This is a genomic window from Methylobrevis albus (genome assembly GCF_015904235.1).
GTDB classification, from domain to species: Bacteria; Pseudomonadota; Alphaproteobacteria; order Rhizobiales; family Pleomorphomonadaceae; genus Methylobrevis_A; species Methylobrevis_A albus.
Window position 1 is genome coordinate 1 of sequence record NZ_JADZLT010000053.1, and the last position, 25075, is coordinate 25075.

Sequence of the window (25075 nt, forward strand, 5' to 3'; positions counted from 1 at the left end):
AGCGTGCGCCCCGGCGTCGGCATCGAGGTGACGCGCGAGCCGGTCGGCGTCGTCGGCATCATCACGCCGTGGAACTTCCCGATCGCCATCCCCGCCTGGAAGATCGCCCCGGCGCTCGCCTACGGCAACACCGTGGTGTTCAAGCCGGCCGAGCTGGTGCCCGGCTGCGCCTGGGCCATCGTCGACATTCTCCACCGGGCCGGCCTGCCGAAGGGCGTGCTCAACCTCGTCATGGGCAAGGGCTCGGTGGTCGGCCAGGCGATGCTGGACAGCCCCGACGTCACCGCGCAGACCTTCACCGGCTCGGTCGCGACCGGCAAGCGCGTCGCCGCGGCCTGTGTCGAGCATATGCGCAAGTTCCAGCTCGAGATGGGCGGCAAGAACCCGCTGGTGGTGCTCGACGACGCCGACCTCGCCGTCGCCGTCGACTGCGCCGTCAACGGCGCCTTCTTCTCGACCGGCCAGCGCTGCACCGCCTCGTCGCGCCTCATCGTGACGGAGGGCATCCACGACCGCTTCGTCGCCGCCGTGACGGAGAAGCTGAAAGGCCTCGTCGTCGACGACGCGCTGAAGGCCGGCACCCACATCGGCCCGGTGGTCGACCCGAACCAGCTCGCGCAGGATCAGGATTACGTCGAGATCGGCCGGAAAGAGGGCGCGACGCTCGCCTTCGGCGGCGAGCGGCTGAACCGCGAGACGCCCGGCTTCTACCTGCAGCCGGCCCTCTTCACCGAGGCGACCAACGCGATGCGGATCTCGCGCGAGGAGATCTTCGGGCCCGTCGCGAGCGTGATCCGGGTCAAGGACTACGACGAGGCGCTGCAGCTTGCCAACGACACGCCGTTCGGCCTCTCGTCGGGCATCTGCACGACCAGCCTGAAGTACTCCACGCACTTCCGGCGCAATGCCGAGGCCGGCATGGTGATGGTGAACCTCCCCACCGCCGGCGTCGACTTCCACGTCCCCTTCGGCGGCCGCAAGGGCTCGAGCTTCGGCTCGCGCGAGCAGGGCCGCTATGCCGCGGAGTTCTTCACCACCGTGAAGACCGCCTATACGGCCGCAGGGTGAGCGACATGGCTGCGAGCGCTCCCGTCTACGCCCGCTACCCGGGCCTTGAAGGCAAGCCGGTGCTGATTTCCGGCGGCGCCACCGGCATCGGGGCGGCGATCGTCCGCGCCTTTGCCGCCGAGGGCGCGCGGGTCGGCTTCGTCGACCTCGCGGCGGCGGAAGGCGAGGCGCTCGCGGCCGAACTCGAGGCGGGCGGCGCGACCGTCCGCTTCGCCGCCTGCGACATCACCGATACCGACGCCTACAAGGCCGCGATTGCGGCGATCGAGGCGGCACACGGGCCGACGCTCGTGCTGCTCAACAACGCCGCCAGCGACACGCGGCACGACTGGGCGACGGCGACGCCGGCGTACTTCGACGGCCGCATCGCCGTGAACCTGCGCCATGCCTTCTTCGCCATCCAGGCGGTGGCGCCGGGCATGATCGCGGCGGGCGGCGGCGCGATCGTCAACTTCGGCTCGGTCGGCTGGATGATGGCGACGGGCGGCTACCCGGCCTATGCGGCCTCCAAGGCCGCGACGCACGGCCTGACCCGCTCGTTCGCCCGCGACCTCGGCAAGCACGGCATCCGCGTCAACACGCTGGTGCCGGGCTGGGTGATGACGCAGCGCCAGCTCGACCTCTGGGTCGACGACTCGGCCAACGAACTGATCGACCGCAGCCAATGCCTCGCCGGCCGCGTGCTGCCGGAGGACATCGCCCGCATGGCGCTGTTCCTCGGCTCGGACGATGCCCGGATGTGTTCGGCGCAGAATTTCGTCGTGGACGGCGGCTGGGTCTGACGCCGCCGCGGAACGTGCCGCCGGCGCGGGAAACGCCGATCCGGCCAGGAATGGGGATGCAGGGATGAGCTTCGTCAAGGCGGCCTGGCCGCGTGCGCTGCGATCGCAGGAATGGTTCGGCGGCACCGGCAAGAACGCGATCATGCATCGCTCCTGGATGAAGAACCAGGGACTGCCCGCCGACACCTTCGACGGGCGGCCGATCATCGGCATCTGCAACACGTGGTCGGAACTGACCCCGTGCAACGCCCACCTGCGCGACATCGCCGAGCGGGTGAAGCGCGGCGTCTACGAGGCGGGCGGCTTCCCGGTCGAGTTCCCCGTGTTCTCCTGCGGCGAGAGCACCCTCAGGCCCACCGCGATGATGTTCCGCAACCTTGCCGCCATGGACGCCGAGGAATCGATCCGCGCCAATCCGATCGACGGCGTGGTGCTGCTCGCCGGCTGCGACAAGACCACGCCGTCGCTGATGATGGGCGCCGCCAGCGTCGACATCCCGGCGATCGTCGTCTCCGGCGGCCCGATGTTGAACGGCAAGTGGCGCGGCAAGGACGTTGGCTCCGGCACGGCGATCTGGCAGTTCTCCGAGATGGTGAAGTCCGGCGAGATGACGCTGGAGGAGTTCATGGACGCCGAGCAGGGCATGGCCCGCTCCGCCGGCTCCTGCATGACGATGGGCACCGCCTCGACGATGGCCTCGATGGCCGAGGCGCTCGGCATGACGCTGCCGGGCAACGCGGCGATCCCCGCCGTCGACGCGCGCCGCCGTGTGCTGGCGCAGATGTCGGGCCGCCGCATCGTCGACATGGTGAAGGACGACCTGAAGCCCTCCGACGTGCTGACTCGGCAGGCTTTCGAGAACGCGATCCGCGTCAACGGCGCGATCGGCGGCTCGACCAATGCCGTGCTGCACCTCCTCGCGCTCGCCGGCCGCATCGGCATCGACCTGACGCTGGACGACTGGGACCGCCTCGGCCGCGACGTGCCGACCATTCTCAACCTGCAGCCGTCGGGCAAGCACCTGATGGAAGAGTTCTACTACGCCGGCGGCTTGCCGGTGGTGATGCGGGCGGTGGGCGACCTCGGCCTCTTGCACAAGGACGCGCTCGCCGTCACCGGCGCGCCGATCTGGGACGGGGTCAAGGACGTCGTCAACTACGACGACGACGTGATCCTGCCGCCCGAGAAGGCACTGACCAAGTCCGGCGGTATCGCCGTGCTCACCGGCAATCTCGCCCCGAAGGGCGCGGTGCTGAAGCCCTCCGCTGCGTCGGAACACCTGATGGTGCATCGCGGCCGCGCGGTCGTCTTCGACAGCATCGAGGACTACCACGCCCGGGTGAACGACGAGGCGCTCGACATCGACGCGAGCTGCATCATGGTGCTGAAGTACTGCGGCCCGAAGGGCTACCCGGGCATGGCCGAGGTCGGCAACATGGGCCTGCCGGCGAAAGTGCTGAAGACCGGCGTCAAGGACATGATCCGCATCTCGGATGCGCGCATGTCCGGCACGGCCTATGGCACCGTGATCCTGCACACCGCGCCGGAAGCCGCCGACGGCGGCCCGCTGGCGATCGTCGAGACCGGCGATTTCATCGAGGTCGACGTGCCGGCGCGCCGGCTGACGCTCGACCTGCCGCAGGCCGAGATCGACCGCCGGCTGGCGGCCTGGGTGTCGCCGGTGCCGAAACCCGTGGGCGGTTATGCCGAGCTCTACGTCAGCCGGGTGACGCAGGCCGACCAGGGCGCCGACCTCGATTTCCTCGTCGGCTGCCGCGGCAGCGCGGTCACGCGCGATTCGCACTGAGCCGCCGGCACGCCGGCCTTAGACCGGTGTTTGCGGCTACCGCAATGCAACCGGCGCCGGCCGCGGCGCCGAAGCCGGCGAAACGGCCGTCGCCTCGGCTGAAAGCCGGGATTTCCGCTGTTTCCAAAGCGTCATTTTCGCTTTCTCCCCTCCGGCACAGATGATATAGAGGCGGCGCTTCGGACCGGTCGCCACGCGGCCGGCCCTTGGCGGCTCGGCCTCGCGGGCGTGGTGGAACTGGTAGACACGCTGGATTTAGGTTCCAGTGGCGCAAGTCGTGGGGGTTCAAATCCCTCCGCCCGCACCAAGTCCGCCCCGCGTGGCGCCGCGCGACGTCCGAATGGCCGGTTTCCCAGCGAAACGGCGGCCATCGGCCCGTCGCCGCGCCGGAACCGTGCCGCTTCCGAGATTTGCGCATGAGCCGAAACGGCCGGACGCCGCGTCGCGCACGGTTCAGGACAGGGACGAAAGAACAATCGATGCAGGTCAACGAGAAAGTTTCCGACGGACTGAAGCGCGAACTCGAGATCGTGGTGCCCGCCAGCGAACTGGCGAGCCGTCTCGACAAGACGCTCGAGGACCTCAAGGGCCGCGTCCAGCTCAAGGGCTTCCGTCCCGGCAAGGTGCCGCTCGCCCACGTCCGCAAGCTCTACGGCAAGTCGGCCATGGCCGACATCGTCAACACCGCAATCGGTGATTCGAGCCGCAAGGCTCTGGAAGACCGCAACGAGAAGGCGGCGATCCAGCCGTCGATCGACCTGTCGGACGACAAGGCGACGGCCGTGATCGAGGGCGGCGCGGATCTCGCCTTCACCGTCACCTATGAAGTGATCCCGGACTTCGAGATCGCCTCGGTCGACGGCATCACCATCGAGCGCCCGATCGCCGACGTCGCCGACTCGGAGATCGACGAGCAGCTGAAGCAGATCGCCGAAGGCTCGCGCGAGTTCGAGCCGCGCGAAGACGGCGTCGCCGCCGAAAACGGCGACCGGCTGACGCTGTCCTACGTCGGCAAGCTCGGCGACGAGCCCTTCGAGGGCGGCAGCGACGACCGCGCCTATCTCGTGCTCGGCTCCAACCGCTTCATCCCCGGCTTCGAGGAGCAGCTCGTCGGCGCCAAGGTCGGCGACAAGAAGACGCTCAACGTGACGTTCCCGGCCGAGTACCCGGCCCCGAACCTCGCCGGCCAGGAAGTCACCTTCGACGTCGAGATCTTCGAGGTTTCGGCCCCGGGTGAGCTCGTGCTCGACGACGCCTTCGCCAGCAACCTCGGCATCGAGTCGATGGAGAAGCTAAAGGAGCTGATCCGCGGCCAGATCCAGAGCCAGTACGGCCAGCAGACGCGCCAGAAGGTCAAGCGCCAGCTGCTCGACGCGCTCGACGGGCTCTATTCCTTCGAGCTGCCGCCGACGCTGGTGCAGCAGGAGTTCGACATCATCTGGCGGCAGGTGACCACCGAAATGGCCCAGTCCGGCAAGACCTTCGAGCAGGAAGAGACCACCGAGGAGCAGACCCGCGCCGACTACATGAAGATCGCGGAGCGCCGCGTGCGCCTCGGCCTCGTGCTGTCGAAGATCGGCGAGGAGGCCGGCGTCAAGGTCAACGAGCAGGAGCTGCAGCGCGCGCTGATCGAGCGGGCCCGCCAGTTCCCCGGCCAGGAGCGCGAGGTCGTCGAGTTCTACCGCAAGGACGCCCAGGCGCTCGCCTCGCTGCAGGCGCCGGTGTTCGAGGAAAAGGTCGTCGACCACCTGCTGACCCTCGTCACGGTGAACGACAAGACCGTCGCCAAGGACGAGCTGTTCGCCGAGGAAACCGACGACATCGCCGCCTGATCGGCAACTGATTTGAAATCCGGGAAGGGCCGGGCGGCGACGCCCGGCCCTTTTTGTTGGATCCGTTCATTTTCGCGGCATCGGCCCGTCCGATCGCCCAAGGCGGTCGTCGGACATGTTGTCGCACCCCGCCGGCGCATGATCTAACTCCCAAAATCCTCGCCGGCCTGGTGCCGGCGTCTGAACGGGAGCCTTGAACGATGCAGATCGGAATTGTAGGTCTCGGCCGGATGGGCGGCAATATCGCCCGGCGGCTGCAGCGCGGGGGTCATGCGCCGGTGGTGTTCGACCGGTCGAGCGAGGCGACCGAGGCGCTCGCCGCCGAGGACATGGCACCCGCCGCCGGGCTGGCGGACATGGTGGCGAAGCTCGCGCGGCCGCGGGCGGTCTGGCTCATGCTGCCCGAGGGCGATGTCACGGAGACCGCCGTCGCGGAACTCGGCGAATTGCTCGATCCCGACGACGTCGTCATCGACGGCGGCAACACCTTCTGGAAGCACGACATTCGCCGCGCCGCCACCCTGCGTGAGAAGGGCATCCACTACATGGACGTCGGCACGTCCGGCGGCGTCTGGGGCCTCGAGCGCGGCTACTGCCTGATGGTCGGCGGCGACACCGCGATCTTCGCCCGGCTGGAGCCGATCTTCGAGACGCTGGCGCCCGGCTATGGCGAGGTCGCGCGCACCAGCACCCGCAAGCTCGCCGACGACCGCGCCGCGCGCGGCTACATCCACGCCGGCCCGGCCGGGGCGGGGCACTTCGTCAAGATGGTCCACAACGGCATCGAATACGGCCTGATGCAGGCCTACGCCGAGGGCTTCGACATCCTCTATCGCCGCGGCTCCGCCGACCTGCCCGAGAACGAGCGCTACGACTTCGAGGTCGCCGACATCGCCGAGGTCTGGCGCCGCGGCAGCGTCGTCTCGTCGTGGCTGCTCGACCTCACCGCCGAGGCGCTCGGCGGCGACGGCCGGCTCGAGGGCTTCCGCGGCGCGGTGCCGGACAGCGGCGAGGGGCGCTGGACGATCGAGGCGGCAATCCAGGAGGCGGTGCCGACGCCGGTGCTCGCGGCCTCGCTGTTCGCGCGTTTCCGCTCGCGCGACGAGCACACCTTCGCCGACCGGCTGCTCTCGGCGATGCGTTTCGGCTTCGGCGGTCACATCGAACGGCCGAAGTGAGCCCGGCGCACCGGACCGCGCCGGCGCGCTACAGCGCCAGCGCGGCGGTGTTCTTCACCTCTTCCATCACCGGATAGGTGTGCGTTTCGCGCACACCCGGCAGCGCCATCAGCACGTCGGAGAGAAACGCGCGATAATCCTCCATCGTGCCGACGCGCGCCTTGACGAGGTAGTCGAAACCGCCTGCAATCATGTGGCATTCGAGCACCTGCGGCGCCCGGGCGATCGCGGCGGCGAAGGTGGAGAACACTTCCGGCGTCATGCGATCGAGCTTGATCTCGACGAAGACAAGCAGGGCGCGGTTGAGCTTCGCCGGGTCGAGGCGGGCGGAATAGCCGAGGATGTAGCCCTCGCGCGTCAGCCGCTTCACCCGCTCGGCGGTGGCCGTCGGCGACAGGCCGACGGTGTCGGCGAGGTCGAGGTTGGTGATGCGGCCGTCGGCCTGCAGCGCCAGCAGGATCCGCCGGTCGATGCGGTCGAGGTCGACGACGGCAACGGCGTCGGACGGGGAGGTCATGCGGGGCGGGCCTTTCACTGACAGAAATTTGGAGTAAAGCGACTATCGCGGCCAAACCTGCCTCCTGCAAGATTTTACGCGGCATTTTGCGTCATCTTTGGCGAAACGCATGATCAGAAGACAGGTATTGTAGCGAAATCATCCAGCCTCACATTGCGCGGAGCGTCCATGTCGTCGCCCACTCCCTCGCTGTTCAAGCCGCTCGCGCCCGAGCCCAGGCCGGCCTTCACCGCGGCCTATGCGCCGCCGGACGAGGAGGTCGTGGCGGCCCTGCTCGCCGACGTCGGTATTGCGACGAGCGAGCAGCACGCCCGGGTCGACGCCGCGGCGATCCGCACCATCAACGGCATTCGCGCCCGCCAGTCGGCACTCGGCGGCGTCGAGGATTTTCTCCACGCCTACAGCCTCTCGACCAAGGAGGGGCTCGCGGTGATGGTGCTCGCCGAGGCGCTGCTCCGCGTGCCGGATGGGGCGACAGCCGACCGGCTGATCGAGGACAAGCTCGCCGCAGCGCAGTTCGACGGCTCCCGGAAATCCGGTGACCCGCTGCTGGTCTCGGCGTCCGCCTGGGCGCTCGGCATCACCACGCGCATCGTGCAGCCGGGCGAAACGCCGGACGGCGTGATCTCCGGCCTCGTCAAGCGCCTCGGCCTGCCGGCCGTGCGCACCGCGACGCGCCAGGCGATGCGGGTGATGGGGCACCAGTTCGTGCTCGGCGAGACGATCGAGGCGGCGCTGTCGCGCGCCCGGTCGCTGGAGGGCAAGGGCTACCGGCACTCCTACGACATGCTGGGGGAGGGCGCGCGTACCGCCCTCGATGCCGAGCGCTACTTCCTGTCGTATTCCAAAGCGATCGACGCGATCGGCCGCTCGGCCGGCAACGCCGCGCTGCCGAACCGGCCGGGCATCTCGATCAAGCTCTCCGCGCTGCATCCGCGCTATGAGATCGTCAAGCTCGACCGCCTGCAGCGCGAACTCTGCCCGCGCCTGCTCGATCTCGCCCGCGCCGCCAAGGCCTACGACCTCAACCTCACCGTCGATGCGGAGGAGGCGGACCGGCTCGCCCTGTCGCTGGAGATCATCGGCGCCGTCGCGGCCGATCCGAGCCTCAAGGGCTGGGATGGTTTTGGCCTCGCCGTCCAGGCCTACCAGAAGCGCGCGGTGCACGTCGTCGACTGGGTGCGCGACCTCGGCGCCGGCCTCGACCGCCGCTTCATGGTCCGCCTGGTCAAGGGCGCCTACTGGGATACCGAGGTGAAGCGGGCGCAGGAGCGCGGGCTGGACGATTTTCCCGTCTTCACCCGCAAGGCGGCGACCGACCTCTCCTATCTCGCCGCGGCGAAGCGGCTGCTCGACGCGCGGCCGCGCATCTTCCCGCAGTTCGCCACCCACAACGCGCTCTCGGTCGCCGAGGTGATCGAGATGGCCGGCGGACACGGCGCCGACAAGGCGAGCTTCGAGTTCCAGCGCCTGCACGGCATGGGCGAGGCGCTCTACCGCCAGGTGACGGAGAGCGACGGCCACCCTTGCCGCATCTATGCCCCCGTCGGCGGCCACCGCGACCTGCTCGCCTATCTGGTGCGACGCCTGCTCGAAAACGGCGCCAATTCGTCCTTCGTCGCCGGCGTCGGCGATCCCAATGTCGCGGTCGCGAGCCTGATCCGCCGGCCGCAGGAGGTGCTGGACGGCGGTCGCCATGCGCGGCACGGGGCAATTCCTAAGCCGGCTCATATCTTTGCCCCGCGCCTCAATTCACGCGGCGTCGAACTCGGCGACGACGCGGCGCGGACCGCGTTTTTTGCCGCCATCGCCGCCGCCGAAGCGCCGGGCCAGCCGGCAGCGCCGCTGATTTCGGGCCAGCCCGCGCCGGGTCGCCGCCGCTCCGTCGTCAGCCCGGCCGACGGGCGCACCGAGGTCGGCGTCGTCATCGAGGCGAGCGCCGAGACCGCCACGGCGGCGATCGCGGCGGCCCGTGCGGCGTTCCCCGCCTGGGCCGCGACACCCGCCGCCACCCGCGCCGCCGCGCTGGAGCGCGCGGCCGACCTGATGGAGGCGCGCCGCGAGCGCCTGATCGCGCTGCTCGCCGCCGAGGCCGGCAAGACGCTGGTCGACGGTCTCGCCGAGGTGCGTGAGGCGGTGGACTTCTGCCGCTACTACGCCGCCGAGGCGCTGCGCCTGTTCGGCGCCGACGCGCATCTGCCCGGCCCGACCGGCGAAGACAACCGCCTCTGCCACCGCGGCCGCGGCGTCTTCGTCGCGATCAGCCCGTGGAATTTCCCGCTGGCGATCTTCATGGGGCAAGTGACCGCGGCGCTCGCCGCCGGCAACACCGTCGTCGCCAAGCCCGCCGAACAGACCCCGCTGATCGCGGCCGAGGGCGTGCGCATCCTGCACGAGGCCGGCGTCCCGGCGGGCGCGCTGGCGCTGGTGCCCGGCGACGGCGCCGTCGGCGCCGCCCTGACCGCCGATCCGTCCATCGCCGGCGTCGTCTTCACCGGATCGACCGAGACGGCCTGGGCGATCAACCGGACGCTGGCGAACAAGCGCGGCCCGATCGTGCCGCTGATCGCGGAAACCGGCGGGCTCAACGCCATGCTGGTCGACGCGACCGCGCTCGGCGAGCAGGTCGCCGACGACGTCGTGCTGTCGGCGTTCCGCTCGGCCGGCCAGCGCTGCTCGGCGCTGCGGCTGCTGTTCCTGCAGGAGGACGTCGCCGACCACATGCTGGCGCTGATCGCCGGCGCCGCCGCGGAACTCACCGTCGGCGACCCGGCCGATCCGGCGACCGACGTCGGCCCGATCATCGACCTTGAGGCCAAGGCCGGCATCGACGCCCACGTCGACGCCGCCCGCACCGCCGGCCGCGTCCGCTTCGAAGGACGTCTGCCGGGCGGCACGCTCGCCCGCGGCACGTATGTCGCGCCGACCATCATCGAGCTCGCCGCGGCCAAGGACCTCGACCGCGAGGTGTTCGGTCCCGTGCTGCACGTCGTGCGCTGGAAGTCGAACGGGCTCGACCGGGTGCTCGACGACATCGCCGCCAGCGGCTACGGCCTCACCCTCGGCGTCCACTCGCGCATCGACGGCACGGTGAAGCGCGTCGTCGACCGGCTCGCCGTCGGCAATGTCTACGTCAACCGCAACATGATCGGCGCCGTGGTCGGCTCGCAGCCCTTCGGCGGGTCCGGCCTCTCCGGCACCGGCCCGAAGGCCGGTGGCCCGCTCTATCTCACCCGCTTCGCGCAGGAGCAGGTGGTCTCGGTCAACACCGCGGCCGCCGGCGGCAACGCGACGCTGATCGCGATGGGCGAGGAGTAGAGCGCACTGTGGGCGAGGGCTCAGCCCTGCCGCACGATCGTGCCGCTCATGTTGACGAGGATCCGCGCGGCGGTGATCGCCGAGAGGCCGCCGACGTCGTTGGGTGGATAGAGCTCGACGATGTCGCAGCCGACGATCTGCCGACGCGTGCCCGCGCCGGCGATCAGGTCGATCACCTGGGTATAGGTGAGGCCGCCCGGCGTACGCGCGCCGACGCCCGGCATGAAGCCGGGGTCGAGGCCGTCGCAGTCGAGCGTGACGACCACCCGCGCGCCCTCGGGGATATGCCGCAAGGCGGCCTCGACGCCGCCGGCGTGCACCTCGCGGGCGGTGACGAGGCGGCTGCCGAAGGCTTGTGCGTCGGCGATCTCGGCGTCGCGGGCGCTGCCGACGCTGCGCAGGCCGACCTGCACCATGCCGGCGACGTGCTTCATCTCGCTCGCCCGCCGCATCGGGCTCGAATAGCCGAGCCGTTCGCCGTGCACCTCGTCGCGCCAGTCGAGGTGCGCGTCGATCTGCAGGATCCAGATCGGCCCGTGCTTGGCGAACGCCTCGAGGAAGGGGATCGGCACCGAGTCGTCGCCGCCGAGGAGGATCGGCACCGCGGATCCCGCCAGCACCTCGCGCGTCTTCGCCGCGATCCGGTCCCGGTTGCCCGCATTGTCGCCCATCGTCGTCGGCACGTCGTCGGCGTCGACGCAGCAGATCGGCCCGCCCGCGAACAGCGGCCCGCCGAGATCGAAATCCCAGTTGCCCACGAGACCCGCATCGGCCTCGCTCGCCGCCCGGATCGCACTCGGCGCCAGCGCCAGGTCGCTGCTGTCCTTGCCGGGATAGGTGGTGCCGTGCCCGGCACCGAAGATCACCACACGGGGAGGATCGCCCGCGGCGAGGCGATCGGGGAAGCCGAGGAAGCTGGGCGAGGCGGTCATGGCGGTCCTTCGGATCTTGGAAGCGCAGCGAGTGTCGTCGAAGGGACGTGCGATTTGAAGATGGAAACCGGGAGGGACGAAGCAGCGGTCGTCATGGTCCGCGCAGGCGGGCCATCCACGAAGGCCCCACGGGTGGCCGTGCGCCGCGCCCGCTTCTGAACGAAGGATGGACAATCCATCGGAGCCGCGGTTCATGCGAGGCTGCGGGTCGTGGATGGTGCGCCTGCGCGGACCAAACGAGTGTTGTGCAGGCTTCGCTACGCCCGGTTCACATTCTTCCCGTTTCGTTCACCGCGACATGACAATTTCGCGCACGGCCATCGATCGGGGTGCTGCGGACTTGGCGTCTGGACCGCGGGTCGCGTAGACTCCTTCCGTCATGTCGATCTGGACCCGCCTTTCCGAACTCCTCGCCCGCCTGCCGGCCGTCACCGCCGTCAGTGGCTTCATCGACCATATCGTCACGCTGGTGCGCGAGACCTTCAGCGGCGAGACCCGGCGCGAGGTGGCCTTCACCGTGTCGATGATCGCGCTGGTCGCCAAGATGGCGAAGGCCGACGGCGTCGTCAGCGAGGACGAGGTCGAGATCGTCAAGAAGCTGTTCGTCGTGCCCGACGCGGAACGGCGCAACGTCGCGCGGCTGTTCAATCTCGCCAAGCAGGATGTCGCCGGCTTCGACCTCTATGCGGAGCGGATCGCCGCGATGCATACCGACGATCCGGCGATGCTGGAGAACATCCTCGACGGCCTGTTCATGATCGCCGCCTCGGACGGCGTCGTGCACGAGCGCGAGCTCGCCTTCCTCGAGGAGGTCGGCCGCATCTTCAGGATCTCGGAAGGCGCCTTCATGCGCACGCTCGCCCGCCACGTGCGGGCCGACGCCTCCGATCCCTACGTGATCCTCGGCATTCCCCGCGGCACCCATCCCGACGACATCAAGCGGCACTACCGTCGCCTCGTCGGCGAAACCCACCCGGACCGGCTGATCGGCCGCGGCGTGCCGGCCGAGTGCGTCCGCATGGCGACCGACCGCCTCGCGCGGCTCAACGGCGCCTATGAGCGGATCGAGCGGGAATTCGCCGTCTGATGGTCGATCCGTTCGACCTCGCCGTCGAGGAGCGGCCGTCGCCCAACCACGGGCCGCGGCCGGACGGCGCCGCCATCGAGCTCGTGATCCTGCACTATACCGGCATGCCGTCCGGGGAGGGCGCGCTGGCCTGGCTGTGCGACCCGCGCTCGCAGGTCTCGTCGCATTACTTCGTCCATGCCGACGGGCGACTGGTGCAGATGGTGCCGGAGGAGCGCCGCGCTTGGCACGCCGGCATCTCCAACTGGCACGGCAAGGCCGATATCAACTCGCGTTCGATCGGCATCGAGATCGAAAATCCGGGCCATGAACACGGTTACGCCGAATTTCCGCAGCCGCAGGTCGAGGCGGTGATCGCGCTCGTGCGCTCGATCATGCTGCGGCGCACCATTTTTCCACAGGCGGTCCTCGCCCATTCCGACGTCGCCCCCCTGCGCAAGCAGGATCCGGGTGAAAAATTTCCATGGGACCGGCTCGCCGCCGCGGGCGTCGGATTATGGGTGCCGCCGGCCCCGATCCGGGGCGGCCGCTTCTTCCAGCGCGGCGATCGCGGGCAGCCGGTCGAGGCACTGCAGGCGATGCTCGCTCTCTATGGCTATGGCCTTGAGCCGACGGGAGATTTCGACGAACTCACCGAGGCGGTGGTAACGGCCTTCCAGCGCCATTTCAGGCCCGAGCGCGTCGACGGCATCGCCGACGTTTCGACCATCGAGACACTCGCCGCGCTGCTGCGCCAGCTGCCACGCTTTGCCTGACGTCGGTGCAGTGCAGCGTCCCGCCTTGGAACGGCCGGGTCTGCTCCGTTTTTCTGCCATCATTGCGCATACAATCTCGCGCCCTTCCAAGTATTAACGAAATATAAATCCACACTCTTGGCGTTCGTTCTGCAACGCCTAGATCCGGGTCGTATTCCCGCCCGATTTTCTGTCCAGTAAGGCCGCCTCGTTATTGGATAGAGGACGGGCAATACGAAATGTGGGTGAAGACAAGGTCCTGCTCGGCGGCGTTGGCTGCTGTCATTCTGGTTGGAACGTCGATCGGCGTTCAGGCAGCGGAAACGGAGACGAAGGACAAGGTGCCCGCGGCCGAGGCCGCCGCCGAGAAGGCCGATGAGCGGCCGGTCGGCATCCTCGGCATGATCCGCGAGGCGAATGCCCGCAAGGAAGCCGAGACCACCGCTGCCCCGGAGGCGAAAGCCGAAGCCGTGGCCGAATCGGCGCCCAAGGCGAAGACTGCCAAGGCCAAGCGCCGGACCACCAAGGCGGCGAACGCCGGCGAGGTCGAGACCACCGGGTCGATCGCCCCGCCGCAGCGCACCGCCCGCAACGAGCACCGCGGCAAGTCCTACATCAAGTCGCTGATCCGCAAGCACGCCATCGAGAAGGGCGTGCCGGTGGAGTTCGCCGAGGCCGTCGTCATGGTCGAGAGCAACTTCAACCCGAAGGCACGCAGCCCGGCCGGCGCGGTCGGCCTGATGCAGATCATCCCGTCCACGGCCCGCGGGCTCGGCTACCGCGGTTCGGCCGCCGGGCTCTACGACCTCGAGACCAACATCCATTGGGGCATGACCTATCTCGCCGGCGCCTATGACCGGGCCGGCGGCGACACCTGCGGCGCCGTGCTGCGCTACAACGCCGGGCATTTCGCGACCCGCATGACCCGTGGCGTCCGCGCCTATTGCGCCAAGGTCAACCGCTACGTCGCATCGCTCTGAGAGACCGCCGCCGTTCGGCCTTGACGGCCGGGCGGTGGCGCTGTCTAACCGGCCCGCCAGCCGGTCGGACGACCGCCCTGACGAGACGCGAAAGCGTGTCCGGGAGGAAAGTCCGGGCTCCACGGAAACACGGTGCCGGGTAACGCCCGGCGGGGGCGACCCCAGGGAAAGTGCCACAGAGATCGAACCGCCCCGGGTCCGCCCGGGGTAAGGGTGAAAAGGTGGGGTAAGAGCCCACCGCGCTGCCGGCAACGGTGGCGGCATGGCAAACCCCACCGGGAGCAAAACCGAATAGGGGCGGCGCGGGCGCTTTTCAGGCGCCCAGTTCGTTTCCGAGCCAGTCGCCCGGGTGGGTTGCACGAGGCGTCCGGTAACGGGCGTCCCAGATGAATGGTCGTCGGACGGGGAAACCCGTCGCACAGAACCCGGCTTACAGACCGGCTGGCATTTTCCTTCGTTTCCCCGCACACCGCCGCCCATGCCCCCGATCCGCCTTGATGCGGGGCCATCGTCGGTTCAGCTCCGGTTCAGCTTGGCGCCGCTAGGATCCGTTCAACGCTGGAGGTCAGCGGCGATCGGATGAGCGGCCGGCGGGCCCGGGATCGCGAGGAGAAACGAAAATGGTCATGGTCATGATGTCGAAGGCGGCCGGACGCCGCGTGGTGCGTGGGGTGTCTTCGCTGCTCGTCGTCGCGCTTGCCGCGACCGGCATGTCGCTGGTGAGCGCCCCCTTGACGGTGTCCAGCGCCGAGGCGCGCGACCAGTGGCGCCGCTACCCCGATCAGCACCGCTATTACGACAACCGCCGCTACAACCACCGCCGCCACTACGACAGCGGCGCGGTCGTGGGTGCGGGCGTGGCCGGCCTCGCGGTCGGGGCGCTGCTCGGCACCGCGCTCGCGGCTCCGCCGCGCTATGCGCCGCCGCCCGTGACCTACGTCGCGCCGCCGCCGCCGCCGGTCTATTACGAAGCCCCGCCCGTCTATTACCAGGCGCCGCCGGTGGTCTACAGCTCCGCGCCGCCGGCCGGCGGCTACCCGGCCTATTCGGCCGGCTGGTACAGCTACTGCGAGTCGCGCTACCGCTCGTTCGACCCGCAGTCCGGGACCTTCGTCGGCTACGACGGCATGCGGCACTTCTGCCAGTAAACCGGGTATCGCCGCGCCGCATCCGGCGCCCCGCCCATCCCGATCGACGTCCATAACCGCCCCCGGGGAGCTTTCCCGGGGTTTTTTTTTACCGTCTGGACGGTTCAGCTTGGGTTCAGGTTGGAACTCCTAGGCTGCCGGCACGTTGTCGTCACAAGGCTCGGACCGTAAGGCCGGGGCGAGACGACGGGGAAAGAAACGAGCTGCAAGGAGGCCAACAATGGCTCAGGCAATCAATGGTACCGCTGCGACCCGGACGGGTGGACGGCGTATACTCTCGACGATGCTTGCCGCCGTGATCGCGGCGACCAGCCTCACCGTCGTGACCGTTCCGGTGACGGCGACGCAGGCCGAAGCGCGCGAGCGTCACAATGGCTACTGGAAGAAGCGTCCGCGTCATGTTCAGCGCCGCGACGATTTCCGGCGCCCGTTCTTCGCGGATCGCCGCGGTGACCGCTATCACGACCGCCGCCACTATTACCGTCGCCACAACAACAATGGCGCCATGATCGGTGCCGGCATTGCCGGCCTCGCCGCAGGCGCGATCATCGGCGGTGCGTTGGCACAGCCCGGCTATTCGCCGCCGCGGGTGACCTACAACAGCGCCCCCGCTGCAGGTGGCTATGCGCCCGGCAGCCAGGGCTGGTACCGCTACTGCAGCTCGAAGTACCGCTCGTTCGACCCGCAGTCGGGCACCTACATGGGCTACGACGGCTACCGTCACTACTGCCAGTAACCAACTGGCTCTAATCGCAAAAAACCCCGGCCACTGGCCGGGGTTTTCGTTTGCGTGGCGATCTTGGAACGCGTCAGCCGGCTTTCAGCAGCACATGCTTCTTGCGGCCGAACGACAGTTTGATCACCCGGTCGGCGTTGAGGTCGGCGGCAGTGAGCGTCGCTCGGGCGTCCGTCACCGCTGCGTCGTTCACCTTCAGCGCGCCGCCGTCGAGCGCCCGGCGAGCCTCGCCGTTCGAGGCGACGAGCCCGGCGCGCACGAAGGCGGTGAGAACCCCGAGCCCGGCCTCGAGATCGCCCGCGGCGATCGCCACCGTCGGCAGGTCGCTGCCGAGGGCGCCTTCCTCAAAGGTCCGGCGCGCGGTCTCGGCGGCGGCCTCTGCGGCCTCGCGGCCGTGCAGCAGCGCGGTAATCTCGCCGGCCAGCACCTTCTTCGCCTCGTTGATCTCAGCGCCCCCCAGCGCCGCGAGCCGGGCGACCTCGGACAGCGGCAACGTCGTGTAGAGCTTCAGGAAGCGCTCCACGTCGGCGTCCTCGGTGTTGCGCCAGTACTGCCAGAAGTCGTAGGGGCTAAGCTGGTCGGCATTGAGCCAGACCGCTCCGTTCGCCGTCTTGCCCATCTTGGCGCCCGACGAGGTGGTGAGCAGCGGCGAGGTGAGGGCGTAGAGCGACACGTCGTGCATGCGTCGGCCGAGGTCGATGCCGTTGATGATGTTGCCCCACTGATCGGAGCCGCCCATCTGCAGCACGCAGCCGAGCCGCCGGTTGAGCTCGACGAAGTCGTAGGCCTGCAGGATCATGTAGTTGAATTCGAGGAACGACAGCGACTGCTCGCGGTCGAGCCGCAGCTTCACCGAATCGAACGCCAGCATGCGGTTGACCGAGAAGTGCCGGCCGACGTCGCGCAGGAACTCGAGGTAGTTGATGCCGAGCAGCCAGTCGGCGTTGTTGACCATCAGCGCCTTGCCGCCGTCGAAGTCGAGGTAGCGGGCAAAGCAGCGCCGGATGCCGACGAGGTTCCGCTCGATGTCCTCAGGCGTCAGCAGCTTGCGCGCCTCGTCCTTGAACGAGGGATCACCGACCATCGAGGTGCCGCCGCCCATCAGCGCGATCGGCTTGTGGCCGGTCTGCTGCATCCAGTGCAGCATCATGATCTGGATCAGCGACCCGGCGTGCAGGCTGGGCGCCGTGGCGTCGAAGCCGATATACGCGGTGATCGGACCCTTCAGCGCCGCCGCGTCGAGACCTTCCGGATCGGAGATCTGATGGACGAAACCGCGCTCCGACAGGACGCGCAGGAAATCCGACTTGAACCCGCTCATGACACCTTGTTCCCTTGAGGTCGCCGGGCAACCGCGCGGCGTGGCGCGTCCTTAGCAGAGACGCGCAGGAAATTCACCGGGGAAGGAGCCACCGATGCATCGCGACGAGGCAAGGACTGCCGATTCGGCCGGGCGCGTGCTCGAGAAGCCCGTCTGGGCGCTCGGCCTGATGAGCGGCACCTCGATGGACGGCGTCGACGCGGCGCTGCTTCTCACCGATGGGCTGACCGTCACCGACATCGGCCCGACGCTGTTCCGCCCCTACGCCGGGGACGAGCGCGCCGCGATCGCCGCGGCGCTGCCGGCCGCGCGCGACGTGCTGGCGCGCACCGACCGTCCTGAGCCGATCGCCGCGGCGGAGCACGTCGTGACCGAGGCGCACATCGCCGTGGTCGCCGACCTCGTCGCCGCGGCGGCGCGCGCGGGCATCACCGCCGACGTCATCGGGTTCCACGGCCAGACCGTGTTCCATGCGCCCGAGCGCGGCCTCACCGTGCAGATCGGCGACGGCCAGCGCCTCGCGGCCGCATCCGGGCTGCAGGTCGTCTACGACCTGCGCGCCGCGGACGTCGCGGCGGGCGGGCAGGGGGCGCCGCTGGTGCCGATCTTCCACCGCGCCCTCGTCGCCCGCGCCGACCTGCCGCTGCCCGTCGCCGTGCTCAACGTCGGCGGCGTCGCCAACGTCACCTTTCTCGGTGACGCCGACGCGTTGTTCGCCTTCGATACCGGACCCGGCAACGCCCTGATGGACGACCTCCTGCGCCGCCGGGCCGGCCTCGGCTACGACGACGGCGGCCGGATCGCGGCCGGCGGCCGGGTCGACGAGGCCGTGCTCGCCGATCTGATGGAGCATCCCTTTTTCGCCGAGCCGTTCCCGAAATCCCTCGACCGCGACGCCTTTTCGCCGGATGCGGTCGAAAAGCTGCAAACCCCCGACGCGCTGGCGACGCTCGCCGCCTTCACGGCGGCGTCGGTCGCGGCCGGGATCAGGCTGCTGCCCAGCCCGCCGCAAACGATCGTCGTCGCGGGCGGCGGCGCGCGAAATCCGGTGCTGGTGGCGATGATCGCGGCGAGAAGCGGGATCCGGACGGTAACAGCCGACAGCGTCGGCATCGCGGGGGATTTCGTCGAAGCCCAGGCCTTCGGCTACCTCGCCGCGCGGCGCCTGGCCGGGCTGCCGGTGACGTTTCCGGGGACGACGGGGGTCATGGTGCCGACGGTGGGCGGAGTGATCGCGCATCCGTGAGGGGGAGGATGGGGCGTACCCCTCATCCGGCCTTCGGCCACCTTCTCCCGCGAGGGGAGAAGGGAACTTGGCAGCGATTTTCGATGAGGCTTCCGAGGCGCGGTCGGTGACCATGCACCGAACCCGCCGCGACCCCTTCTCCCCTTGCGGGAGAAGGTGGCCGAAGGTCGGATGAGGGGTGCGGCGCTTCCGCCGCCCCCGGACCCCGGCTTACGCCGACACCATCGCCAGGCGCCGATCCACGTAGTTGCCGCAGATGTCGATCAACTCGTCGAGCTGCTTTTCGAAGAAGTGGTTGGTCTGCGGCAGCGTGCGCTGCTCGATGACGATGCCCTTCTGGGTCTTCAGCTTGTCGACCAGCGTCTGCACGTCCTTCGGCGGCGCCACCTTGTCGGAATCGCCGTGCACGATCAGGCCCGACGAGGGGCAGGGCGCGAGGAAGGAGAAGTCGTGCAGGTTGGCCGGCGGGGCGACCGAGATAAAGCCCTCGATCTCCGGCCGGCGCATCAGCAGCTGCATGCCGATCCAGGCCCCGAACGAGAAGCCCGCCACCCAGCACGAGCGGGCGTCGGGATGCACGCCCTGCACCCAGTCGAGCGCCGAGGCGGCATCGGAGAGTTCGCCCGAGCCATGGTCGAACACGCCCTGGCTGCGGCCGACGCCGCGGAAATTGAACCGCAGCACCGCGAAGCCGCGCTCCTTGAACATGTAGAACAGGCGATAGGTGATCGCGTTGTTCATGGTTCCGCCGAACTGCGGATGTGGATGCAGGATCATCGCGATCGGGGCGTTGCGGCGGGTGGCCGGCTGAAAGCGGCCTTCGAGGCGGCCGGCAGGGCCATTGAAGATGACTTCGGGCATCGTTCTCTTCGGTGCTCGTGTGTCGGCCCGATGGCCCGCGGGGCCGGCCGCAGCACGGGGAAATGCTTAGCCCTCGCCTTGACTCGGCGACGGCCGTTGCCTAAAAGTTCTTTAGAACAATTCGAAACTGGAGCGCCAGTTCACCGACGGCTCGACTGCCGTTGCAGGAACGGGAAACTCCGGAACCGAATTGCGTGTTCGTCCCGCACATGCGGCGTGGCCGGGCCGCGCGTCAAGAAAAATCGATCCGGGGTCCGGGCCGGTTCGTACCGAGTTTGCCGACACCGGACCGGCATCGATCGTGTAGATGTGGTCGTTGCGCGGCAAGACAAGTCAGCCGCGCAAACGATCCCGGGAAGCTTCGGCCGCCGACTGCTGCGGCCATCGATTGCGGAGAACCATGCCAGAGCCGCGGCTATACCTCGATCACAACGCCGGTGCCCCGCTGCGCGACTGCGCGCGGGCGGCGATGATCGACGCGCTCGGCCGGGCCGGAAATCCGTCCTCCGTGCACGGCGAGGGGCGTCTCGCCCGCGCCACCGTCGCCGCGGCGCGGCGCGCGGTCGCCGGCCTCGTCGGCGCGGCGCCCGCCACGGTCACCTTCACCTCCGGCGGCTCCGAGGCGGCGGCGACCTTGCTGACGCCGGACTGGAGCTATGCCGGCAAGCCTGTCCGCTTCGACCGCCTGCTGGTCTCCGCGATCGAGCACGCCGCCGTCCTCAAGGGCGGCCGCTTCGCGCCCGCCGCCGTCGAGCAGGTCGCGGTCGACCGGGCCGGCCGGCTCGACCTCGCCGCCCTCGGCAGCCGGCTCGCGGCCGCGTCGGAGGCGGGCGAGCGGGTGCTGGTCGCGCTGATGCTCGCGAACAACGAGACGGGCGTCATCCAGCCGGTCGCCGAAGCGGCGGCCCTGGTGCACGCCGCCGGCGGACTGCTGGTCTGCGACGCGGTGCAGGCGGCGGGCAGGATCCCGGTCGACCTCGGCGCACTCGGCGCGGACGCGCTGCTGCTGTCCGCTCACAAGTTCGGCGGGCCCCAGGGCGCCGGCGCGATCGTGCGGGCGTCCGAACTCTGGAGCTTCGCGCCGCTCGTCACCGGCGGCGGCCAGGAAACCTACGCCCGGGCCGGCACCGAGAACGTCGCCGCGATCGCCGGCTTCGGCGCGGCAGCGACGGCCGCCGCCGCAGAAGTGGCGACGGACGGCTGGGACGGGCGCCGCGAACGGCTGGAGGCGGCGGTGCTCACTGCGACGCCGGATGCGGTCGTTTTTGGGGCGGGCGCCGAGCGGCTGCCGAACACGCTCTGTTTCGGCGTTTCGGGCCTCGGCGCCGAAAAGGCGACGATCGCTTTCGACCTCGCCGGGATCGCGGTGTCGTCCGGCTCGGCCTGCTCGTCGGGCAAGGTCGGCCCGTCGCACGTGCTTGCGGCGATGGGCTTCGATCACGATATGGCGAGGAGCGGCATCAGGGTGAGCTTCGGTCTGTCGACGACGGACGCGGATCTTGAGCGGTTCCTCGTGGTCTGGCGCCGGATCGGTGCCGACTTCTCCCGCTCCGCCGCCCCCGGCAATGGAGATATGAGCCCGCGGACTGGCGTTCGCGCGGCCTGAGTGTCATTTGAGTTCTGGAAATCCCGCGGTCCTTGAAACCGCCTCGGATGGAGTAACAAAATGCCTGCGGTTCAGGAGACGATTGCAACCGTCTCGGCCATCGACGTCGACAAGTACAAGTACGGCTTCACGACCGAGATCGAGTCCGAACGCGCCCCCAAGGGCCTCGACGAAAGCACGGTGCGCTACATCTCGGCCAAGAAGGGCGAGCCCGAGTGGCTGCTCGAATGGCGGCTCGACGCTTATCGGCGCTGGCTGACCATGACCGAGCCGACCTGGGCCCGCGTCGACTATCCGCAGATCGACTTCCAGGATCTCTACTACTATTCCGCGCCGAAGAAGACGGCTGGCCCGTCGAGCCTCGACGAGGTCGACCCCGAGCTGCTGGCGACCTATGCGAAGCTCGGTATTCCGCTGCGCGAGCAGGAAATCCTCGCCGGTGTCGAGAACGGCCAGCGCCAGGTCGCCGTCGACGCGGTGTTCGACAGCGTCTCCGTCGTCACCACTTTCCGCGCCGAGCTCGCCAAGCACGGCGTGATCTTCTGCTCGTTCTCCGAAGCGGTGCGCGAGTACCCTGAGCTCGTGAAGCAGTACCTCGGCTCGGTCGTCCCGACCTCGGACAACTTCTACGCGACGCTGAATTCGGCCGTCTTCTCGGACGGGTCGTTCGTCTACATCCCGAAGGGCGTCCGCTGCCCGATGGAGCTGTCGACCTACTTCCGCATCAACGAGAAGAACACTGGCCAGTTCGAGCGCACGCTGATCATCGCCGACGAGGGCTCCTACGTCTCCTACCTCGAAGGCTGCACCGCGCCGACGCGCGACGAGAACCAGTTGCATGCGGCCGTGGTCGAGCTCGTCGCCCTGAAGGACGCCGAGATCAAGTACTCGACCGTGCAGAACTGGTACCCGGGCGACAAGAACGGCAAGGGCGGCATCTACAACTTCGTGACGAAGCGCGGCGACTGCCGCGGCGACAGCGCGAAGATCTCGTGGACGCAGGTCGAGACCGGCTCGGCGATCACCTGGAAGTACCCGAGCTGCATCCTGCGCGGCGACAATTCGGTCGGCGAGTTCTATTCGATCGCCATCTCGAACGGCCGCCAGCAGGTCGACAGCGGCACCAAGATGATCCACCTCGGCAAGAACACCCGCTCGCGGATCATCTCGAAGGGCATCTCGGCCGGCCACTCGAACAACACCTATCGCGGCCTCGTCTCGGCGAACCGCAAGGCGACCAACGCGCGCAACTTCACCCAGTGCGACAGCCTGCTGATCGGCGAAAACTGCGGTGCACATACCGTGCCGTATATCGAGAGCCGCAACTCCTCCGCGGTGTTCGAGCACGAGGCGACCACGTCGAAGATCTCCGACGACCAGATGTTCTACTGCACCTCGCGCGGGCTCTCCGAGGAGGACGCCGTGGCGCTGATCGTCAACGGCTTCGTCAAGGACGTGCTGCAGCATCTGCCGATGGAGTTCATGGTCGAGACTCAGAAGCTGATCGGCATCAGCCTCGAGGGGAGCGTCGGCTGACGGCCGACGCATGGGGGCCGGCGCCGAGTTCAGGCGTCCGATGATGTGGTCATGGTCCGCGAAGGCGGACCATCCACGAAAGCCCCTCGGCAAGTCCGTCCCGGCCGAAACCTGGTGAACCTCGTGGATGGTCCGCCTGCGCGGACCATGACGTCCAGGACACAATGATTGACCACGGCCTCCGCCCTGGCGCGTCGAGGCCTCTGAACGGAAAGAAGACCCATGCTCGAAATCAAGAACCTGCACGCCCGCATCGCCGAGGACGGCACCGAGATCCTGAACGGCATCGACCTCGTCGTGAAGCCGGGCGAAGTGCACGCCATCATGGGGCCGAACGGCTCGGGCAAGTCGACCCTGTCCTACGTGCTCTCCGGCAAGGACGACTACGAGGTCACCGAGGGCGACATCCTGTTCAACGGCGAGTCGATCCTCGAGCTCGGCCCGGACGAGCGCGCCGCGGCGGGCTTCTTCCTCGCCTTCCAGTACCCGATCGAGATCCCCGGCGTCGCGACGATGACGTTCCTGAAGGCAGCGATCAACGCCCAGCGCAAGGCGCGCGGCGAGTCCGAGATCACGACGCCGGACTTCATGCGCCTCGTCAAGGAGACCTCGGCGAAGCTCAACATCTCGTCCGACATGCTGAAGCGTCCGCTCAATGTCGGCTTCTCCGGCGGCGAGAAGAAGCGCAACGAGATCATGCAGATGGCGCTGCTGCAGCCGAAGCTCTGCATCCTCGACGAGACCGATTCCGGCCTCGACATCGACGCGCTGAAGGTCGTCTCCGAAGGCGTCAACGCGCTGCGCTCGCCCGACCGCGCCTTCATCGTCATCACCCACTACCAGCGCCTGCTCGACCACATCGTGCCGGACGTGGTGCACGTGCTCTCCAAGGGCCGCATCGTGAAGACCGGTGGACCGGAACTGGCCCTGGAGCTCGAGAAGAACGGCTACGCCGACTTCGTCGACGTCGCGGCGTGAAGGACAGCACCATGAGCGCCGAACCCATCCGCATGAAGACGCCGGCCGAAGAGGGCTTTCCGGCCGTCTTCGACGCCGCCGCCGCCGGCCTGCCGGGCACGCCGGACATCGCCGCCGCGCGCCGCGCCGCGATCGCGCTGGTGCGCGACGAGGGCCTGCCGCATCGCCGCATCGAGGCCTACCACTACACCGACCTGCGCGCCCTGGTGCGCAGCGTCCCGCCGCTGGCGATCTTCGCCGCCGACGCGACCGGCGCTGCCCTGACGGATGCCGCCACCGTCATAGGCTTCACCAACGGCCGCCTGACGAAGACGCCCGAGGCGCTGCCCGCCGGCGTGATCCTGCAGAGCTTCGTCGAGGCGGCGAGCGCCGGCTCGATCACGCTGCCGACCCCCGCCGGCCTCGCCGACAGCGTAAGCAGCCTCAACACGGCGTTCGCCTCCGACGGCGCGATGCTCTACGTCGCCCCGGCCGGTGACGCGGCCGCGGTGATCGAACTGCAGTCGGCCGTGGTCGGCGGCGGTCAGGCCCATCTCGCCCACCGCGTCACGGTCGCGGCCGGCGCGAAGCTGCTGCTGATCGACCGCACCAGCGGCCCGGCCGACACCGACTACCTTGCCTCCGGTTCGCTGACCCTCGTCGTCGAGGACGGTGCCGAGGTGACGCTGGTCCGGCTGCAGCGCGAAGGCGACAAGGCGACCCGCTTCGACCGGCTCGACATCTCGCTCGGCGAAGGCTCGAAGATCGCCCTGCATTCGGTCTCGCTCGGCGCAAAACTCTGGCGTTTCGAGATCGGGCTGTCGATCACCGGCGACGACGCCGAGGCCCAGCTGTTCGGCGCCGGCCTGCTGCAGGGGCGCCAGCATGGCGACACCACGCTGTTCGTCGACCACGCGGCGCTGCGTGGCACCAGCAAGGAGACGTTCAAGAGCGTCGCCACCGACGAGGCGAAAGCCGTGTTCCAGGGCAAGATCCTCGTCCGCCCCGGCGCGCAGAAGACCGACGGCAAGATGATGGCGAACGCGCTGCTGCTCTCCGAGCGCGCCGAGTTCATGACCAAGCCTGAGCTGGAGATCTTCGCCGACGACGTCGCCTGTGGCCATGGCGCCACCTGCGGCGAGATCGACGAGAACCATCTCTTCTACCTGATGGCCCGCGGCGTGCCGAAACCGGTCGCCGAGCAGCTGCTGATCGCCGCTTTCGTCGAGGAAGTGTTCGACGACGTGCCGGACGAGGCGCTGAAGGCGGCGCTGGCGGCCGAGGTCGACGGCTGGCTCGCCGGCCGCGCGGCCGGCTGAAACGGCGCCGGGCGCGTGGCCGGCGCCCGGGCCACCGCCGGCAGGACGACGATGGACAGGCGGTCGCAGAGATCGCCGCACCCGGCAGGCTGCCGCCCGAAACCCCGGGC

20 protein-coding genes, 1 tRNA gene and 1 other RNA gene are annotated in these 25075 nt (G+C 69.0%); 18 read left to right on the forward strand and 4 right to left on the reverse strand.

Translation table 11 applies throughout. The features are described from left to right. From I5731_RS15025 to gnd, 6 genes are all read left to right on the forward strand, one after another. Positions 1-1068: aldehyde dehydrogenase family protein (locus I5731_RS15025; RefSeq protein WP_197312232.1), on the forward strand; the 1068-nt coding region annotated here is incomplete at its 5' end. Between the two features lie 5 nt (positions 1069-1073). After that, positions 1074-1850: an SDR family NAD(P)-dependent oxidoreductase gene (locus tag I5731_RS15030; protein ID WP_197312233.1), complete on the forward strand. Its 777-nt coding sequence runs from the start codon at positions 1074-1076 to the stop codon at positions 1848-1850. Positions 1851-1914: 64 nt separating this feature from the next. After that, positions 1915-3657 (forward strand): L-arabinonate dehydratase, encoded by a 1743-nt coding sequence (gene araD, locus I5731_RS15035; protein ID WP_197312234.1) that lies wholly within the window; start codon positions 1915-1917, stop codon positions 3655-3657. A gap of 222 nt (positions 3658-3879) precedes the next feature. After that, positions 3880-3964, forward strand: a tRNA-Leu gene (locus tag I5731_RS15040). A 172-nt stretch (positions 3965-4136) separates the two neighbouring features. Continuing rightward, on the forward strand, positions 4137-5489 hold the full coding sequence (gene tig, locus I5731_RS15045) for a trigger factor (protein WP_197312235.1): 1353 nt from the start codon (positions 4137-4139) through the stop codon (positions 5487-5489). Between the two features lie 200 nt (positions 5490-5689). Further along, entirely contained in the window at positions 5690-6667 is a 978-nt protein-coding gene (gene gnd / locus I5731_RS15050) for a phosphogluconate dehydrogenase (NAD(+)-dependent, decarboxylating) (protein ID WP_197312236.1), read from the forward strand. 28 nt (positions 6668-6695) lie between these two features. Here gnd and I5731_RS15055 read toward each other — a convergent pair whose 3' ends face one another. Beyond that, positions 6696-7184, reverse strand: a complete 489-nt coding sequence (locus I5731_RS15055) for an Lrp/AsnC ligand binding domain-containing protein (protein WP_197312237.1) — start codon at positions 7182-7184, stop codon at positions 6696-6698. 168 nt (positions 7185-7352) lie between these two features. Here I5731_RS15055 and putA point away from each other — a divergent pair, with 168 nt between their 5' ends. After that, complete coding sequence (gene putA / locus I5731_RS15060) at positions 7353-10502, forward strand: bifunctional proline dehydrogenase/L-glutamate gamma-semialdehyde dehydrogenase PutA (protein ID WP_197312238.1); 3150 nt, start codon at positions 7353-7355, stop codon at positions 10500-10502. 20 nt (positions 10503-10522) lie between these two features. Here the strand turns inward: putA and I5731_RS15065 are convergent, their stop codons facing one another. Then, complete coding sequence (locus I5731_RS15065; RefSeq protein ID WP_197312239.1) at positions 10523-11434, reverse strand: agmatinase; 912 nt, start codon at positions 11432-11434, stop codon at positions 10523-10525. 379 nt (positions 11435-11813) lie between these two features. Here I5731_RS15065 and I5731_RS15070 point away from each other — a divergent pair, with 379 nt between their 5' ends. The 6 genes from I5731_RS15070 to I5731_RS15095 all read left to right on the forward strand — a co-directional run bounded on the left by I5731_RS15070 (position 11814) and on the right by I5731_RS15095 (position 16119). Further along, positions 11814-12521, forward strand: a complete 708-nt coding sequence (locus I5731_RS15070; RefSeq protein ID WP_197312240.1) for a J domain-containing protein — start codon at positions 11814-11816, stop codon at positions 12519-12521. Then, positions 12521-13276 carry an N-acetylmuramoyl-L-alanine amidase gene (locus tag I5731_RS15075; protein ID WP_197312241.1) on the forward strand — a complete coding sequence of 252 codons (756 nt, stop codon included), beginning with the start codon at positions 12521-12523 and terminating at the stop codon, positions 13274-13276. The genes I5731_RS15070 and I5731_RS15075 overlap by 1 nt, the downstream gene beginning before the upstream one ends. Positions 13277-13596: 320 nt before the next feature. Continuing rightward, positions 13597-14235 carry a lytic transglycosylase domain-containing protein gene (locus I5731_RS15080; protein ID WP_328838925.1) on the forward strand — a complete coding sequence of 213 codons (639 nt, stop codon included), beginning with the start codon at positions 13597-13599 and terminating at the stop codon, positions 14233-14235. 56 nt (positions 14236-14291) lie between these two features. Next, positions 14292-14684, forward strand: an RNA gene (rnpB, locus tag I5731_RS15085) — RNase P RNA component class A. A 213-nt stretch (positions 14685-14897) separates the two neighbouring features. Beyond that, on the forward strand, positions 14898-15383 hold the full coding sequence (locus tag I5731_RS15090; protein ID WP_328838927.1) for a BA14K family protein: 486 nt from the start codon (positions 14898-14900) through the stop codon (positions 15381-15383). A gap of 220 nt (positions 15384-15603) precedes the next feature. Continuing rightward, positions 15604-16119 carry a BA14K family protein gene (locus I5731_RS15095; protein WP_235981828.1) on the forward strand — a complete coding sequence of 172 codons (516 nt, stop codon included), beginning with the start codon at positions 15604-15606 and terminating at the stop codon, positions 16117-16119. Between the two features lie 73 nt (positions 16120-16192). On the opposite strand, the gene tyrS is transcribed toward I5731_RS15095, so the two are convergent. Continuing rightward, positions 16193-17440: a tyrosine--tRNA ligase gene (gene tyrS, locus I5731_RS15100; protein ID WP_197312242.1), complete on the reverse strand. Its 1248-nt coding sequence runs from the start codon at positions 17438-17440 to the stop codon at positions 16193-16195. Between the two features lie 94 nt (positions 17441-17534). On the opposite strand from tyrS, the gene I5731_RS15105 reads away from it, so the two are divergent. Then, entirely contained in the window at positions 17535-18686 is a 1152-nt protein-coding gene (locus I5731_RS15105) for an anhydro-N-acetylmuramic acid kinase (protein WP_197312243.1), read from the forward strand. Positions 18687-18896: 210 nt separating this feature from the next. Here I5731_RS15105 and I5731_RS15110 read toward each other — a convergent pair whose 3' ends face one another. Continuing rightward, positions 18897-19547, reverse strand: coding sequence for an alpha/beta hydrolase (locus I5731_RS15110; RefSeq protein WP_197312244.1), 651 nt, complete (start codon positions 19545-19547; stop codon positions 18897-18899). A 400-nt stretch (positions 19548-19947) separates the two neighbouring features. On the opposite strand from I5731_RS15110, the gene I5731_RS15115 reads away from it, so the two are divergent. The 4 genes from I5731_RS15115 to sufD all read left to right on the forward strand — a co-directional run bounded on the left by I5731_RS15115 (position 19948) and on the right by sufD (position 24965). Next, on the forward strand, positions 19948-21153 hold the full coding sequence (locus I5731_RS15115) for a cysteine desulfurase family protein (protein WP_197312245.1): 1206 nt from the start codon (positions 19948-19950) through the stop codon (positions 21151-21153). A 60-nt stretch (positions 21154-21213) separates the two neighbouring features. Beyond that, on the forward strand, positions 21214-22689 hold the full coding sequence (sufB, locus tag I5731_RS15120; protein ID WP_197312246.1) for a Fe-S cluster assembly protein SufB: 1476 nt from the start codon (positions 21214-21216) through the stop codon (positions 22687-22689). A gap of 222 nt (positions 22690-22911) precedes the next feature. Continuing rightward, on the forward strand, positions 22912-23667 hold the full coding sequence (sufC, locus tag I5731_RS15125; protein WP_197312247.1) for a Fe-S cluster assembly ATPase SufC: 756 nt from the start codon (positions 22912-22914) through the stop codon (positions 23665-23667). Between the two features lie 11 nt (positions 23668-23678). Continuing rightward, positions 23679-24965 (forward strand): Fe-S cluster assembly protein SufD, encoded by a 1287-nt coding sequence (gene sufD / locus I5731_RS15130; protein ID WP_197312248.1) that lies wholly within the window; start codon positions 23679-23681, stop codon positions 24963-24965. Positions 24966-25075: the final 110 nt, after the last annotated feature.